Origin of the sequence: Streptomyces sp. URMC 129 (genome assembly GCF_051386415.1) — a bacterium.
GTDB lineage: Bacteria > Actinomycetota > Actinomycetes > Streptomycetales > Streptomycetaceae > Streptomyces.
Genome location: NZ_JBPQTQ010000051.1, coordinates 21,146 through 36,075, shown reverse-complemented (window position 1 = coordinate 36,075; position 14,930 = coordinate 21,146). Strand labels below are relative to the sequence as shown.

14 protein-coding genes and 1 pseudogene are annotated in these 14,930 nt (G+C 74.0%); 4 read left to right on the top strand and 11 right to left on the bottom strand.

The window, feature by feature from the left end:
• Window positions 1-106 precede the first annotated feature (106 nt).
• Window positions 107-1,300 (top strand): annotated as a pseudogene (locus tag ACSNOC_RS13105) (TolB family protein); the annotation flags it as partial.
• A gap of 193 nt (window positions 1,301-1,493) precedes the next feature.
• Here the strand turns inward: ACSNOC_RS13105 and ACSNOC_RS13100 are convergent.
• A complete protein-coding gene (locus ACSNOC_RS13100; protein ID WP_436747554.1) occupies window positions 1,494-1,940 on the bottom strand; it encodes a winged helix-turn-helix transcriptional regulator in 447 nt (148 codons plus the stop codon).
• Window positions 1,941-1,990: 50 nt separating this feature from the next.
• On the opposite strand from ACSNOC_RS13100, the gene ACSNOC_RS13095 reads away from it, so the two are divergent.
• A complete protein-coding gene (locus ACSNOC_RS13095) occupies window positions 1,991-2,515 on the top strand; it encodes a PaaI family thioesterase (protein ID WP_436747553.1) in 525 nt (174 codons plus the stop codon).
• A gap of 203 nt (window positions 2,516-2,718) precedes the next feature.
• Window positions 2,719-3,828 carry an endonuclease/exonuclease/phosphatase family protein gene (locus tag ACSNOC_RS13090; RefSeq protein ID WP_436747552.1) on the top strand — a complete coding sequence of 370 codons (1,110 nt, stop codon included), beginning with the start codon at window positions 2,719-2,721 and terminating at the stop codon, window positions 3,826-3,828.
• A 76-nt stretch (window positions 3,829-3,904) separates the two neighbouring features.
• Here ACSNOC_RS13090 and ACSNOC_RS13085 read toward each other — a convergent pair whose 3' ends face one another.
• Window positions 3,905-5,068, bottom strand: coding sequence for a DUF6801 domain-containing protein (locus tag ACSNOC_RS13085; protein WP_436747551.1), 1,164 nt, complete (start codon window positions 5,066-5,068; stop codon window positions 3,905-3,907).
• Between the two features lie 284 nt (window positions 5,069-5,352).
• Between ACSNOC_RS13085 and ACSNOC_RS13080 the strand changes: the two genes are divergently transcribed.
• Window positions 5,353-5,856: a hypothetical protein gene (locus tag ACSNOC_RS13080; protein ID WP_436747550.1), complete on the top strand. Its 504-nt coding sequence runs from the start codon at window positions 5,353-5,355 to the stop codon at window positions 5,854-5,856.
• Window positions 5,857-6,286: 430 nt separating this feature from the next.
• On the opposite strand, the gene ACSNOC_RS13075 is transcribed toward ACSNOC_RS13080, so the two are convergent.
• The 9 genes from ACSNOC_RS13075 to ACSNOC_RS13035 all read right to left on the bottom strand — a co-directional run bounded on the left by ACSNOC_RS13075 (window position 6,287) and on the right by ACSNOC_RS13035 (window position 14,764).
• Entirely contained in the window at window positions 6,287-7,378 is a 1,092-nt protein-coding gene (locus ACSNOC_RS13075; protein WP_436747549.1) for an MSMEG_0565 family glycosyltransferase, read from the bottom strand.
• Entirely contained in the window at window positions 7,375-8,214 is an 840-nt protein-coding gene (locus ACSNOC_RS13070) for a carbon-nitrogen hydrolase family protein (protein ID WP_436747548.1), read from the bottom strand. Before ACSNOC_RS13070 ends, ACSNOC_RS13075 begins: the two co-directional genes overlap by 4 nt.
• Window positions 8,215-8,263: 49 nt before the next feature.
• Complete coding sequence (locus tag ACSNOC_RS13065; protein WP_436747547.1) at window positions 8,264-9,118, bottom strand: carbon-nitrogen hydrolase family protein; 855 nt, start codon at window positions 9,116-9,118, stop codon at window positions 8,264-8,266.
• Window positions 9,115-10,581, bottom strand: a complete 1,467-nt coding sequence (locus ACSNOC_RS13060) for an MSMEG_0567/sll0787 family protein (protein WP_436747546.1) — start codon at window positions 10,579-10,581, stop codon at window positions 9,115-9,117. The genes ACSNOC_RS13065 and ACSNOC_RS13060 overlap by 4 nt, the downstream gene beginning before the upstream one ends.
• Before the next feature lie 5 nt (window positions 10,582-10,586).
• The gene (locus ACSNOC_RS13055) at window positions 10,587-11,687 is read right to left on the bottom strand and encodes an MSMEG_0568 family radical SAM protein (protein WP_436747545.1); all 1,101 of its coding nucleotides are present in this window, start codon (window positions 11,685-11,687) and stop codon (window positions 10,587-10,589) included.
• Window positions 11,688-11,697: 10 nt separating this feature from the next.
• Window positions 11,698-12,219, bottom strand: a complete 522-nt coding sequence (locus ACSNOC_RS13050) for an MSMEG_0572/Sll0783 family nitrogen starvation response protein (protein WP_436747544.1) — start codon at window positions 12,217-12,219, stop codon at window positions 11,698-11,700.
• A gap of 72 nt (window positions 12,220-12,291) precedes the next feature.
• Window positions 12,292-13,116, bottom strand: coding sequence for an amidohydrolase family protein (locus ACSNOC_RS13045; RefSeq protein WP_436747543.1), 825 nt, complete (start codon window positions 13,114-13,116; stop codon window positions 12,292-12,294).
• 17 nt (window positions 13,117-13,133) lie between these two features.
• A complete protein-coding gene (locus ACSNOC_RS13040; protein WP_436747542.1) occupies window positions 13,134-14,450 on the bottom strand; it encodes an MSMEG_0569 family flavin-dependent oxidoreductase in 1,317 nt (438 codons plus the stop codon).
• A complete protein-coding gene (locus tag ACSNOC_RS13035) occupies window positions 14,447-14,764 on the bottom strand; it encodes an MSMEG_0570 family nitrogen starvation response protein (protein ID WP_436747541.1) in 318 nt (105 codons plus the stop codon). The genes ACSNOC_RS13040 and ACSNOC_RS13035 overlap by 4 nt, the downstream gene beginning before the upstream one ends.
• Window positions 14,765-14,930: the final 166 nt, after the last annotated feature.

The following is a 14,930-nucleotide window of genomic DNA, read 5'->3' as shown; positions in this document are numbered from 1 at the left end:
CCACCCCGCCCCCGCGTCACCACCTCTCGGAGGCCCCGCCGCGCGCCGGGCCGCCGTCCGGACACCCCCACCCCCACACGTTCCCCTCTTTGGGAGACCCGTTCCGTTGGACACCCAGGAAACACCAGCCACCCACCGCACCCGCCTGTCCCGGCGCGGATTCCTGGTCGCCGCCACGGCCACGGCCGGGACCGCCGTGGCCGGTCCCGTGCTCGCCGGCCCGGCCGCCGCCGAGGGCGGCGCGGCCGTCACCCTCTCCTTCACCGCCGCCACCAACGGCGCCGCCACCCTCTCCCCGGCCGGGGACCGGCTGATCGCGGAGGCGCAGCACGTCCTGTGGTCCGTGCCGCGCGACGGCGGCCCGGCCACGCCCCTGACCGACGCCGGACTGGAGCCCGGCCGCCCGCAGTTTTCGCCGGACGGCGGACTGCTCGCCTTCTGCGCCTACCACGGCGGCGGTTTCCACCTCTGGACCATGCGGCCGGACGGCACCGGGCTGCGGCAGCTCACGGACGGGCCGTTCGACGACCGCGCGCCGAGCTGGTCGCCGGACGGCTCGCGGATCGCGTTCTGCTCCGAACGCGGCGGCGACACCGTGACCGGCAGCCCGTACCGCGTCTGGGTCCTCGACATCCGGTCCGGCGACCTCACCGCCGTCACCGGGCTGCCGGGCCAGAGCGGTCCGCTCCAGGACGGCGCCTGGGAGGACTTCGACCCGGCCTGGTCGCCGGACGGCCGCCGCGTCGTCTTCGTCCGCGCCGCGCTCAGCGGCACCCCGGCCGCGCTCCAGGCCAGGACCATCGCCGCCGTCCCGGCCAACGGCGCGGGGCCGGTGGAGACCGTGCACACCGAGGAGGCCGGGTTCCAGGTCATGACGCCGGCCGTCTCCCCCACCGGGCGGATCGCCCACCTGCGGACCACCGCCGCGCCCGCCACCTCCTGCGCCCTCGTGGTGGACGGCGCGCCCCTCGGCATCGACGGCGACGTCGCGCCGGTGCCGGTGCGCTGGATCTCCGCGGACGCCCTGCCGGCCACGGTGGACGGGGAGTTCCGCGTGGTGCGCCCGGCGGCGCCGCGCGAGCGGGAGGCCATCCCGTTCACCGCGAGCCTGCCGCCGCGGCGTCCCGCCTACCGCGTCAAGCCGTACGACGTCGCGGCCGGCGGGCGGCACGGCGTGCGCGCCCCGCACCTGCCCGCGCTCTCCCCCGACGGCCGCCAGGTGGCGTTCGCCGCGCTCAACTCCCTGTGGGTGGCGCCCGTTTCCGGCGACGCCCGGCCACGCCGCGTGCTGGACGCCGACCGCGGCGGCGTGCCGTTCCACCAGGCCGATCTGGTGGCCGCGTTCACGGACGTGCGCGTCGCGGAGGACACCGGCGAGGACTGGGCGGCGGTCGGCCGTCTGATGCGCCGCGAGAGCTGCTGCGACCCGGGCCACTGAGACCCGGTCGGGCCGAGCGGCCGGGAGGCCCCCTCCCTTGCCGCCCCCCGGACGCTCAGCCCGCCCCGGGACCGGGCGTCGCCCTGAGCCCGGCGCCCGTCTCCGGCAGCCTGTGCCCGTGCTCGCACACGAGCGCGGCCCTGACCCGGCCGCCGCAGTCCTGGTGCCGCAGCTCCACCGGCGGTCCCCCGGCCCCGGCCAGGTGCCGGTCCCCCCACTGCATCAGCGCCGTGAGCACCGGCTGCAATTCCCGTCCGGCCGGAGTCAGTTCGTATTCGTGCCGGACCCGCTCCCCCGGCTCCCGGTACTCCCGCCGCACCAGCACCCCGGCCGCCACCAGATCGCGCAACCGCCCGGCCAGCACGGCACGCGGCGCGCCCGTGGCCTCCCGGATCGACCCGAACCGCCGGACACCGAGGAAGACTTCGCGCAGCACGAGCAACGCCCAGCGCTCGCCGACGACTTCCAGCGCCCGGGCCACCGAGCAGACGCGTGGCGGCATTCACACTCCCTCTGGGTTCGATTTCCGAACCCAGATGCTACCGTCAGGCCATGTCCGCCGACCAGACCGCCGCCGCCCCCGAGTCCTGGGGCGCGCCGCGCAGCAAGACGATCACCTGGTACGACCCGCGCGTCACGACCGAGGCCGGCGCGGCGATGTCGGGCCTCGACCACCTCCGCGCCATGGCGGACGGCGAACTGCCGCCGCCCCCGATAGCCGCCGTGTTCGGCATGACCTTCCTCAGCGCCGAGAAGGGCGACGTGGTCTTCGCCTGCACCCCCGACGAGAGCGCCTACAACCCGATCGGCCTGATCCACGGCGGCCTGGTCTGCACCCTCCTCGACACGGTCGCCGGCTGCGCCGTCCAGTCCACCCTCCCGGCCGGCACCGGCTTCACGTCGATCGAGATCAAGGTGAACTACCTCCGCCCGGTCCACGCGGGCATGCGCCTGCGCGCCCACGGCCGGCTCACCAAACCGGGCCGCCGTGTCGCCTTCGCGGAGGGCGACATCCGCGACGCGGACGACAAGATCCTGGCGACGGCCTCCAGCGCCTGCCTGATCCTGGGCGACTGACGCCGCTTGCGGCCGGACCGTCCGGCCGGTGCGCGGTACGGCGCGGTACCACATTCGGGGCGATAGCGGTTATATCCGCTTTTTACTCCACCGGTAGACACCAATGCCGCAATCCCGGACAATGAAGACAACGTGCCGGCGATCAGAGACCCGGCGGCGCCTGTTCCGTCGGCCGCCCAGACATCGCGCCGCCCGGAGGCGCCGTGACTTTCCGTATCGCCACGTTCAACGCCGAGAATCTTTTCCGCCGACCCCGTGTCTTCGCGGTCGAGGACGCCTCCGAGCGGCGGGAGATCCTGGAGGATTTCGCCACCCTGGTGTCCGTTCTCGACCACGAGACCTATACCGCCGGCGACAAGAAGAAGATCGCCGGGATACTCCGGAAACACGACGTCCCCGACTCCCAGTCCAAGAGCCGGCCCATCGTCGTGAACGAGACCCGTGGCGGGGCCAAGCTCTTCGCCGTCAAGCAGGGCGGCGTCATCGAGATCACCGCCGAGGGGCGGGCCGACTGGGTCGGGTGGGCCGAGCTGGTGCGCGACGACCTGAACTGGGACGCCGTCCGGAACACGGCCCTGGCCATCGCGGAGGTCGACGCCGACGTGCTGCTCACGGTGGAGGTCGAGGACCGCCTCGCCCTGCACCGTTTCGACGCGCAGGTGCTGGGCGAGCTGCCGCGCGCGCGGCGGTATCCGTTCAACATGCTGATCGACGGCAACGACAGCCGCGGCATCGACGTCGGCCTCTTCAGCCGCCGCCCGATCAGGTCCGTCCGGTCGCACATCTTCGACACCGTGCCCGGCTCCGACCGGCTCGTCTTCAGCCGCGACTGCCCGGAGTTCGAGATCGAGCCGGACCGTGGCAAGCCGCTGTGGCTCCTGGGCAACCACTTCAAGAGCAAGGGCTTCGGCGACCCCGCCGACAGCCTCGCCAAGCGCAACGCCCAGGCCCGGCGGGTGGCGGAGATCTACCGGGCCGCCCTCGAACGCTCCGGGCGCGTCGTGGTCGCCGGCGACCTCAACGACACCCCGGACAGCGAGCCGCTCGGACTGCTCCTGGACACCGGTCTGCGGGACGCGATGACCCACGACAGCTACACGGGAGCACCGGGCACCTACGGCACCGGCACGTCGCCGCGGCAGAAGATCGACTACCTGATGTTCTCGCCCGACCTGTGGAAGCGGGTGGAGGCCGTGGACGTGGAACGGCGCGGGATATGGGCGCCGAACACCTTCGAGTCGTTCGACACCGTGACGTCGAAGGCCACCCAGGCGTCCGACCACGCCCTGCTGTACGCGGACCTCGACATCTAGCGGGCCGTGCGGGGCCCGGCGACGGCGGGCACACGCCGTCGCCGGGCGGTCGTCGGGGCGTCGCGCCGCACCGGCCTCAGTCGGCCGCGCGGACGACCTCGAACTCGGTCAGCACGGTGTCCTGGCCTGGGTCCTGCGTACACGCCACGCTGAAGACCCGCAGGCCCGTCCACGTTCCGTCGGCGCGGTGCGGGGCCAGGGTGAGCGCCAGGTCGCCGATCCGGACCTCGCCGTTTCCGTGCCGGGTGAACGTGACGCCCGTCGAGGTGAGATCGCCGTCGGCGGTGAGGGTCGTGTAGGGCGGTCCGGCAGGGACGGTCAGCCGGTTCAGATCGAGGGCGCCCAGGAGGCTGACGTCGTCCCTCTTCGGCCCGTCCACGGTGAGAGCGGCCGAGCCACCGCTGTCGACCGTCGCGGCATGCACGAGCGTGAGCGCGTGATGGGTCTTGTCGCTCAGCGTCACCGAGACATCGGCGCCGAAGCTCACCTGCTGGCCCACCTCCACCGTGGCAGGTCCGTCGGGCTGGAAGGTCGCGACCACCGGCTGCTGGCCGATCAGCGGGAAGGCGCACGTGTAGGTGAGCGTCACGCCCTCCGGGTCGGGTGCGGGGCCGCCCGAGTGGATGTCCCACGCCGCCAGCACGGGGTCCTGGCCCGCGACGAGCGTGCAGGCCGAGTCGAACGTGCCGAGGCCGGTGGGGGTGGCGTCCGCCTTGCGCGGCGTCAGCGTCAGCGCCAGGTCGCCCGCGGTGAGGGTGGCCGGGCCGGGCTCGGTGAAGGCCACCTCGATCGAGGTGGACCGGATCGGCACCACGAGCGGCGGATAGGGCGACCCGGCCGGTATGTCGACCGTGGGCAGGGTCACCGGGATCTGCAGCGGGATGGTTTCCCCGGGGGCCTGGATCGTCATCTCCACGATGGCCGACCCTTCGAGGCTGGTGGCGGCCACGGTCCGCATCGCCTGCGTGACCTTCGGGTCGAACGTCAGCGCGCCGCTGATACCGATCTCCACCGCCTCACCCGTCTGGATGCCGGAGGGGATGTCCAGGTCGAACGCGGCGGTGGCGGGCTGGCTGCCCACCAGCGGGATCGGGCAGACGTAGCCGAGCGACGGCCCCGGCGCGGGCTCCGCCTGGGCGCTCCCGGCACCGAGCGGCACCAGCGCCGCGGCGAGCAGGGCGGTGACGCCCAGCCCCAACGCGCCTCTCAGCGAGCGTAATGTCCTGCCGTAACTCTCCATGAGCACCCTTCTTTCCCTGTCGTCGACTGACGTCGTTCCGGTCCGGTGGGCCGCGGAACCGCGTGGGGGGAAGGGGAGGGAGAGCAGCGGCCACCCGTTCGCCCGACAAGCTAGGAGCGGGATTTTCCGGCGGTCAAGGCGCGTGCCGGCGTTCTGTGCGGCGGTGAGCAATCCCGGCGGCGCCGTTGCTTCGTTTAGCCTGTGCGGGGGGGCCGGCGGACCCGGACGGCACGGCGACGACGAGACAGGCGGCGGACACAGTGCGTGGACCGAAGAGTGTTGAGGTGCGGCTGAAGCTGCCCATGCTGGAGGCATCGGGCACCTGGGAGCCCAACGACGCGGAGCGGCGGGCGGCTTGGGAGCTGTACGTCGAACTCGTCACCCGCGTCTCCGTCGTGCCGCTGAAGGCCGACGAAGGGCTGCTGCGCGAGGCGTTGACCAGCATGTACTCGCTGTTCGCCAGCACCCGCGAGATCCTGCGCCGGCACGGCCCGGCGGTGGCCGAGCCGAAGAAGAACGGCCAGTACAACTTCGGCTATCTGGCCGTCGCCATACTGAACTTCGGCATCCGCCCCCTGCTGGCCCGCTGGCACCCCGCCCTGGAGGACTGGGAGAACAGCCGCCCCGCCGACCGCTCCCGCCGCGACCACGAACAGGCGTGGCCCCAGGCCCCCGAGCTGCGCACGGCCCTCAACACGACCCGCGAAAGCCTCACCGCCTACGCCGACCTCCTGGCCACGGCCTGCGGCGTCCCCAGCCTCTTCGAGGCGGTCCCCACGGCGGACTGACTCCCCGGCATCCGGGGATGGCCCGCCCCGGATCGTCATCCTTCCGGGCATGGGTGGAGAGGGGAGACCTCGGGCGCGGGCAGCGCGGTGGGGGGTGGATCGCGGGGACGCGGGATCCGGAGACAGCGGGGAGCAGCGTTTCCGGACGCGGATGTGACGGTCCATCAGGTCGCGGCGGGGATCCGGGCCATCGTCGAGGAGTACGGGCACGGGGACTCCCCGGACGTACTCGTCGCGCACGACGCGGACAGGCTGGAGTGCACGCTCCAGGGGCTGGAGTACCTGGAACAGGGCTACCGCAACGCCCGGGAACGGGCGGACAGCACGCGGGCCAGGCTCAGCACTCCCTCCGCGCGCGATCGCGCTCGCCGACGCCGCGCAGGGGATGTCCTCGGCCGCGTGGCAGCGCGCCTACCCGTGACCTCGCGGATCACGTGGGCGGCAGGGAGCGGTAGAACTCCAGGTGGCGGCGGGCCGATTCGTGCCATGTGTGGCGGACGGCCAGGGCGCGGCCCGCCGTGCGGCGGGGTGGGTCGGGGGTGGTGAGGGCGCGGTCGAGGTGCCGGGCCATCTCGTCGGGGGTGGTCGCGAAGCGCGCGGCGTCTCCGAACACCTCGCGCAGCACCGGGAGATCGCGGACGACGAGGGGAACGGCGGCGGCCAGGGCCTCCATCGCGGCCAGGCCGAAGCCCTCCTTGACGGACGGGAAGGCGAACGCGTCGGCCGCCGCGACGAGGGTGGGGAGTTCGTCGTCGGGGACCGGGCCCAGGATCAGCGGGTCGGCGCCCAGTTCGGCGGCCCGCGCGTCCCAGCGGGCCCGGTAGTCACGGTAGTCGAAGAGGGTTTCGCCGCCCGCGATCACCAGCCGCACGTCGGGGCGGCGCCGGCGCAGCACGGCGTACGCCTCCAGCAGGTCCAGCGAGCCCTTGCGGGGTTCGATGCCGCCGACCGTCAGCACGTAACGGCCGCCGACGCGGCTGCGCCACACGGCCCGGCCAGCGCCGTCCTGGGCCGCGGCGGCGAACCGTTCACAGGCCACTCCGTTGGGGATGACCTCCGCCTTCAGGCCCCAGCCGTCGGCCAGTTCGGTGGCGACCGTGCGGGAGACGCAGATGTGCGCGTACGGCGTGATCAGGGCCCGCTCGTGGCAGGCGGCCAGCTCCGGGGTGGTGAAGTGGTCGATGTGGTGGACCGTCCGGACGCAGCGGTCCACGGCGTTGGCGCTGATGCAGTCCTGGGCGTGCACGATGTCGTACGGCCGCGGGTCGAACGCCGCGCGCAGCGTGGCGATCGAGCGCAGCACGCGCTCCCCCACCGTCTCCGCCGTCGGGCCGTCCGGGAAGGGCACGACGCGCTGCCGCACGGCCGGGTCGACGCGCCGGAAGAACGCCTGGTCGCCGCCGCGGCCCAGGGTCCAGACGGTGACGTCCTGTCCGGCCGCCGCCAGGGCCTCGGCCAGCGCCAGGGTGTGGACGACCCCGCCGCGCGGCTTGGTCGAGTAGCTGAGCAGAGCGATCCTCACGGGGCGGCCTCCCTGTGGTCCCGGTAGGTGGCGGGGCGGCGTTCGTCCAGGTGGCGCAGGACGCGGCGGGCGCGCTCGATCTCGGCGGCGATGTCGACCTCGGCCACGGCGAGGCCCGCCTTGGCCCAGGTGCGGGCGAGGATGTCGCCGCCGGGGCCGACCACCTTGGCCTGGCCGAGGAAACGCATGCCGCCCATGGCGCCCGTCTGGTTGGACGAGGCCAGGACCACCTGGTTCTCGGCGGCGCGTGCCTGGTCGTAGAGGTCGAACAGCTTGGCCTGCCGGTCCTGCGCCATGCGGGGCGCGCGGTTGGTGATGCTGGTGGGCCAGGCGGACAGACAGGCGAGGATCTCGGCACCGTCGAGGGCGAGGCTGCGGGCCGACTCGGGGAACGTCTTGTCGTAGTCGATGAGCATGCCGATCCGCCCGACCGGGGTGTCGAACGCGTCGAAGCGGTCGCCGGGCGTGTAGGCGGCGGTCTCCCCGGCCGGGAGGTGGACCTTGCGGTGGCGGCCCAGGACGCCGTCGCCGCTGACGCAGACGGCGGCGTTGTAGCGTTCGCCGCCGCCGTCCTCGCAGTAGCCGACGCAGACGACCATCTCGGCCGCCAGCCGCGCCACTTCGGCGATCAGCGGATCGTCGGGCTTCAGCGCGGGCGGCAGCGCGTCGGGGTCGGGGTGGCGCAGGTCCGCGAGGTAGCCGCCGAGCGCGGCGTCGGGCAGGACGAGCAGCCCGGCGCCCTCCTTGCGCGCGTCGTCGATGAGTTTGGCGATGCGGGCGAGGTCGAACTCCAGGTCGCGGCCGAAGTGGGCCGCAGCAGCCGCGATCCGGGTCACGTGGGTCTGCCTTCCGGTTCCGGTGGGGGCGCGTTGCCGTGCGGTGCCATCATGCCGGGGCGGCGACCGGCTCCACCGCGTACGTCTCCGGGCGGCGGTCGCGGAGGTGACCCATGGCGCGGCGCGCGGTCTCCAGAGCGCGGGCGACGTCGAGTTCGGCGGTCGCCAGACCGGCCGTGACGCCGGTGTCGGCGAGGATCTCGCCGCCCGGATCGACCACCTTGGCGCTGGCGACGAAGCGCAACGAGCCGAAGGTCCCGGACTGGTTGGCCGACAGCCACACCATCTGGTTCTCCAGCGCCCGTGCCCGGTCGAAGAGATCGAAGCGCCGCTTCCAGCGGTCCTGGGCCAGGTCGGCGGCCGGCTGGGTACGGGCGCCCGGCCAGGCGGAGACGCAGACGCCGATCTCGGCGCCGTCCAGGGCCAGCGCGCGGGCCGACTCGGGGAACGCCTTGTCGTAGCAGATCATCATGCCGATCCGCCCGACCGGGGTGTCGAAGGCGTGGAAGCCGTCGCCGGACGCGTAGCTGGCGTCCTCGCCCAACGGCTGGTGCACCTTGCGGTGGTTGCCGAGGACGCCGTCGCCGCTGACACAGACGACGCTGTTGTAGCGGCGGTCGTCCCCGCCCGCCTCGCAGTAGCCCACGATGACGGTCATCTCGCCCGCCAGCGCGGCCAGTCGGCGGATCTCCGGCCCGTCGAGGGCCAGCGGGGGCGGACCGGTGTCCTGCCCGGCGTCGCCGTCGAGGCTCAGCAGATAGCCGCCGAGGCACGCCTCGGGCAGCGCGAGGAGCCGCACCCCGTCCGCGCGCGCCCGGTCGACGAGCCGCGCGACGACCCGGAAGTCCTCGTCCAGGTCGCGGCCGAACCCGGCGGCGACGGCGGCCATGCGTACGGTGCTCATGCGGTCCCCATTCCGGTCACCGACCCGGTGACCGCTTCCGTGATCTCCCCGTCGGGCCAGCGCAGCCCGACGCCCCGTCCGGACGTCAGCTCCCCGCACACGGCGCTCACGGCCGGGCCGCCGCCGGGCGCGGGGGCGCCGGGCCGGTCGGCGGTGAGCAGCGCGAAGCCGGGGAAGCAGGTCAGCCAGTCCCCGACGGACGCGCCCGCCGGGCGCGGCACGGCCGCCACGTCGAGGACGGCCGCGCAGCCGCCGGCCTCGGCCAGCATGCCGAGGGTGCCGGCGATCCCCGCCATCGAGACGTCCTTGGCGGCGGCCGGGCGCGCCCCGGGCGGCGCGTCGGCCAACGTACTGATCAGCGCCCGCAGTTCACCGGAGCGCCGGTGGGTGGTCGAGTCCCACTGGCGACCGCGGTAGCCGGCGCGCCAGCCGCCGCCCAGGTCCGCGGTGAGCCGCACGGCGTGCCCGGGACGGCCGCCGCCGCCCGGTACGGGGTGCGGGGTGCGGCCCAGGGCGGTGACCGACAGGGCGGCGGGGACGCCGAGTTGGGTGTGCCCGCCGAGCACGGGCACGCCGTACGCGGTGGCCGCCCGGGTGAGCCCGGCCAGCACGCGGGCGGCGTGCGAGGCGCTGCGGGCGGCGAGGGCGTCGAGCAGACCGACCGGGGTGGCGCCCATCGCGGCCAGGTCGTTGACGTTGACCAGGACGGAGCACCAGCCCGCCCACTCCGGGTCGCGTTCGATCATCGACGGCACGATGGCGTCGCAGGCGGCGATCAGGTCGCTGCCGGGAACGGGCGCGCCGTCGTCGCCGACGAAGCCGGCGCCGCCGGGGGCGAGGCCGGAAAGGAGCGGCCCGAGTGCGGACTTGGTGGCCTCGGCCTGGGCGGCGATGCGGTGGACGGGGTTGCGCATCAGGACGTGCGGGAGTCCGGCGACCGTGACCGGGCGCACGGTCTGCCAGCCGAGGCGGGTGAACAGCCGCCGGCTGCGCGGCTGCACGGTCGCCTCGAAGCGCAGCACGCCCTCGCTCTCGGCGCGGGCGCAGGCGGCCCTGACCAGGGCGGGTCCGATGCCGCCGAGGCGGCGGGCGGCGGGCGCGACGGCCAGCCGGCCGCCGTGCCACCAGCCGATGTCGGGGCCGTCGTCCACGGGCCCGAGCCGCACCCCACCGAGGACGGTGCCGTCGCGGCCCCGGGCGACGAGCACGACGGTGCGCGGGTCGGCGTCCCGGCTGTCGAGGTCGCTCCCGGTGAACAGGCCCTGTTCGTGGACGAAGACGTCCCGCCGCAGCGCCCGGTAGGCGGCCAGGGTGGCCGCGTCGGCGGCCTGTTCGATGCGGAAGCCGGGCCGGCGGGCCAGCGTGGCGCGGTCGCCGAGCAGCAGCAGGACGTCGGCGCCGCCGTCCGGCGCGGCGGGCGCGGCGACGTCGTGCGTGGCGGCGTCGTGCGAGAGGGGCGTCATGGCGCTCACCCGCCCGCCGTCGCGAGGACGCCGCACGCGCCGCAGGCCGCGCAGCCGGCCCGCTGGTCGGCGCCGGTCATGCCCGCGGCGCGGAGCCGGGCCGCCACGGCGACGGTGACGCGGCGCAGCAGTTCGGGGGCGGGGGCGCCGATGCCGTCGCGGGCGGCGAGGGTGCCGCGCATCGGGCGGAACGGCACCACGAACGGGTAGACGCCGCGGTCGATCAACCGGCCCGCGCCCGCGATGAGTTCGTCCGGGTCCTCGCCGAGGCCGACCAGCAGGTAGGTGGAGACGCGGTTGCGTCCGAAGACGCGGACCGCCTCGTCCCACGCGGCCTCGTACTCGGCCAGCGGGACGGTGGACTTGCCGGGCATCCACCGGCGGCGGACGTCCTCGTCCAGGGCCTCGGCGTGGATGCCGATGGTGGTCGCCCCGGCGTCGCGCAGTGCGCGGATCCAGGCGAGGTCGCCGGGCGGCTCGCACTGCACCTGGATCGGCAGCCCCGGCACGGCGGCCAGGACGGCGCGCACGGCGCGGGCGAGGGTGCGGGCGCCGCGGTCGGGGCCGGTGGTGGTGCCGGTCGTCATCACCATCTGCCGCACGCCGTCGAGGCGCACGGCGGCTTCCGCGACCTCCGCGAGCTGGGCGGGGGTCTTGGCGGCGACGGTGGCACCGGAGCGCAGGGACTCCTCGATGGTGCAGAACCGGCAGCGGTCGGGCTCGGCGTAGCGGACGCAGGTCTGGACGACGGTGGTGGCCAGCACGTCGGCGCCGTGCAGGCGGGCGATGTGCTCGTACGGGACGCCGTCGGCGGTGGTCAGGTCGTAGAACGCCGGCCGCCGCACGGGGGTGAGGGTCAGGCCGGTGTCGGTGAGGGTGCCGGTCTCGTCGCCCAGCCACACCCGGCCGTCGCGGACGGTGTAGGGGCTGTCGGGGTTGGTGGGGAGCGCGGCGTTGGCACCGTCGACGAGGACGTGGCCGTCGTCGCTGGGCCCCGCGCCCTCGGGCCGCTTGACCTGGGCGTCGTCCATCCGGACGCCGTGCAGGGCGAGTTCGGCGCGGGTCATGATCCGCACATCCACCGGCGTGCCGGTGCCAACGCTCATCGGGTCCCCCTCAGAGCTGGTAGGTGGAGTTGATGATGGCGCCCTTGCGCGCGTAGTGGATCAGCGCGTCCTGGACGTCCAGCGGGTGGGTGGGGATGACGCCCTCGATGAGGTCCTCCTCGCGGGCGCCGTGCAGGGAGAGGCCGAATCGGCAGCAGTAGACCTTGCCGCCTTCGGCGATGAACGTCTTGAGCTGGTTGTTGATGTTGTGCTCGCCGGGGAACGCGGAGTTGCCGGTGGTCGGGAAGCCGCGCGTGGCCAGGCAGTTGAGCGACCCGGGCCCGTAGAAGTAGATGGCCGTCTCGAAGCCCTTGCGGAGCGCGCGGGTCGCCTGGAGCACGGCGACGAAGCTGACGGACGACTCGTGGGCGATGCCGTGCACGAGAGTGAAGTACGTTTCGCCGTCCTCCGCCTGGTAGTCGGGGAAGACCTTGGTGCTGCCGTAGATGCTGGAGCCCTCGGGCAGCGAGGGGTGCGGGATCTCGCTGAGGGACTTCTTCTCGACGTCGGTGAGTTCGACGGTCTCGGACATGGCTGGCTCCTCGGGACGGTGTTCGCTGGTGAACGGGAACGGGAACGGGACAGGAACGGGCGGGCGGGCGGGTCAGTCGTAGAGCGCGGCGAACGTGTCGCGGAAGACGAGTCCGCCGAGTTCCCCGCCGTCGGTGGCGGCGCGCATCCGGGCGTACTCGCCCGCGAAGTCGCCCCATGGCTGGTCGCTGGCGAAGAGCACCCGGTCGTGGCCGATGCCGCGGTGCTCGATCTCCCGGGCCAGCCAGCGCGGGGTGAAGCCGATGGCCCAGGAGAGGTCGGTGTAGACGCGCTTGCCGGCCGCTATCCAGTCGAAGAAGCGGGAACCGGCGAGCTTGATGTGGCCGCTCATGCCGCCGCCGAAGTGGACCAGGTGCACGGGCACGCGGTCGGCGTACCACTCGACGAGATGGCCGACCTCGTCGATGTCGGAGGCGGCGCCGGGCGAGGTGTGGACGTGGACGACGAGCCGGTGGCGTTCGGCGGTGCGGAAGATCCGGTCCAGCGGCGGACGGCACGCGGGGTCGGTGGCGCGTCCGCCGAGCAGGAAGCTGAGCTTGAGCGCCCTTACCCCTTCCTCCCCGGCCAACGCGAGGGCCCGGGTGGTGCGTTGCTCGTCCTCGGGGCGCGGGGAGACCCACAGTCCCGCCCGGATCCGGTCGTCGGTCTGCGCGGCCTCGACCGCCAGCTCGTTGAAGGAGAAGGCGACGGCGGGGTCGGGCACGCCGTAGTTGGGCAGGACGAGGGCACGTGCGGTGCCCTCGGCGTCGAGGTCGGCCAGGAGCTGTCTGACGGTGGCGCGCGCGGTCGTGTCGGGCCTGACCGGGGGGCCGCCGTAGTAGGGGTGGGCGGGCAGGACGCCGATGTGCCGGTGGGCGTCGTGAACGGTGGTGTTCATCAGCGGTTCCGGCTCCTTCAGCCGACGGGGAGCGCGGGGGCGACGGCGGTGGGGGCGCCGGTCAGCGCGCCGCAGACGTCCGCCAGGCGGCGGGAGGCGTCGATGTGGCCGGCGAGGAACTCGGCGTCCCGGCCGACCGCTTCGAAGCGGCCCGACCCCCAGGAGAACTGCCAGGGCAGGCCCAGGAAGTACAGCCCTGGGCAGTTCGTGGCACCGCGCCAGTGCATCGGGTAGCCGCGACCGTCGAAGACGGGGATCTCGATCCACCGGTGGTCGCGGGTGAATCCGGTGGACCAGATCACCGAGGTGACGCCCGCGCGGGTCAGATCGAGAACGTCCGGCCCCACCTGCGGACCGGGCCGCCAGACGGGCACGTAACGGTCCTCGTGCGGCGCGGGGATGGCGTTGGCCGCGATGTGCGCGTCGATGGCGTCCTTGATGGACTCCGCGACCGCGTCGGCGTGGTCGAGATTGGCCGCGAGGTCGTCGGCGAACGTGAGGGTCGCGCCGTCGACGCCGGTGAGCCGCCCGTGCAGCCGCATGCCGTCGCGGGCGAAGGCCCGCAGGTCGATGTCCCGGCCGCCGTCGCGCCCCGTCACGTAGTGGTTGACGCGCAGCCGGACGGCCTCGGCACCGGCGAACTCGTCGATGCCCTTGGCGTAGTGGCCCATGTCGTCGAGCCAGGCGACGCAGTCCCGGCCCCGGTAGAAGCGGGCCACGCGCGGCGCGCTGCCCACGGCGAGGTGGACCCGGCGGCCCGCCAGGTGCAGGTCTTCCGCGATCTGGCAGCCGGACTGCCCGGTGCCGACCACCAGCACGCCCCCGTCGGGGAGTTGCGCGGGATTCCGGTACTGCGAGGAGTGGAGTCGCAGCACACCGGACGGCAGCCGCTCGGCCAGGCGCGGCACGAACGGACCGTGGTAGGGGCCGGTGGCGACGACCACCTGATCGGCCGTCAGGTCGCCCGCCGTCGTGGTGAGCCGGAAGATCCCGGTGCCGGTCCGCCGCAGGCCGGTGACCCGCACGCCCTCGACGAGCGGGGGCGCGGTGACGGCGACGTAGTCCTCCAGGTACCGCACGATCTCGTCGCGGGCCATGAATCCGTCCGGGTCGGGCCCCTGGTAGGGGAAACCGGGCAGCCTGCACTGCCAGTTGGGCGTCACCAGGCAGAACGAGTCCCAGCGGCGCTCGCGCCATTCGTGCCCGACCCGTTCGGCCTCGATGACGACGTGGGCGATGGAGCGTTCGGCGAGCCGGTGGCTCATCGACAGACCGGCCTGTCCGCCGCCGACGACCGCGACCGGGTAGTGCGCCCCGGCGAGCCGGGGCGTCACCGCTCGCTCCCGTCGGCGCCGATGAGCGCCTCGACGACGACCCGGGCGCCGGTCCCGGCGCCGGGCGCGGCGGCGTAGGCGGCGGCGGTGGCCTCGATCTCGGCGAGCTGCCCGGCGGCGGCGGTGCACGCGACGCCGTACCGGGCGCGTACCCGGTCGCTCGCGATGCCCAGGGCACGGCGGCTGCGCTCGACGAAGTCGTGGAGCGGGTAGCCGGTGCCGGGCTCGAAGAAGTCCTCGACTACGGTGGACGGTGAGTAACAGTGCTGGGTCCTGCCGTCCGGCCAGCGGACCCGGACATACATCTCGGGCATGAACGTCCTCCAGGCGAAGCACCGGGACGCCGCGGGAGAGCGGTCTCGGTACTGCTCGTGGGGACTACTTCAGCCACCGCCGATTACCGGTCGAAGTCATCCGGAATAAAGGCGTGTTGCCAAGAACTCACAGAGGGTGACGCGGCGCCGCACCCGGCGGGCCGGC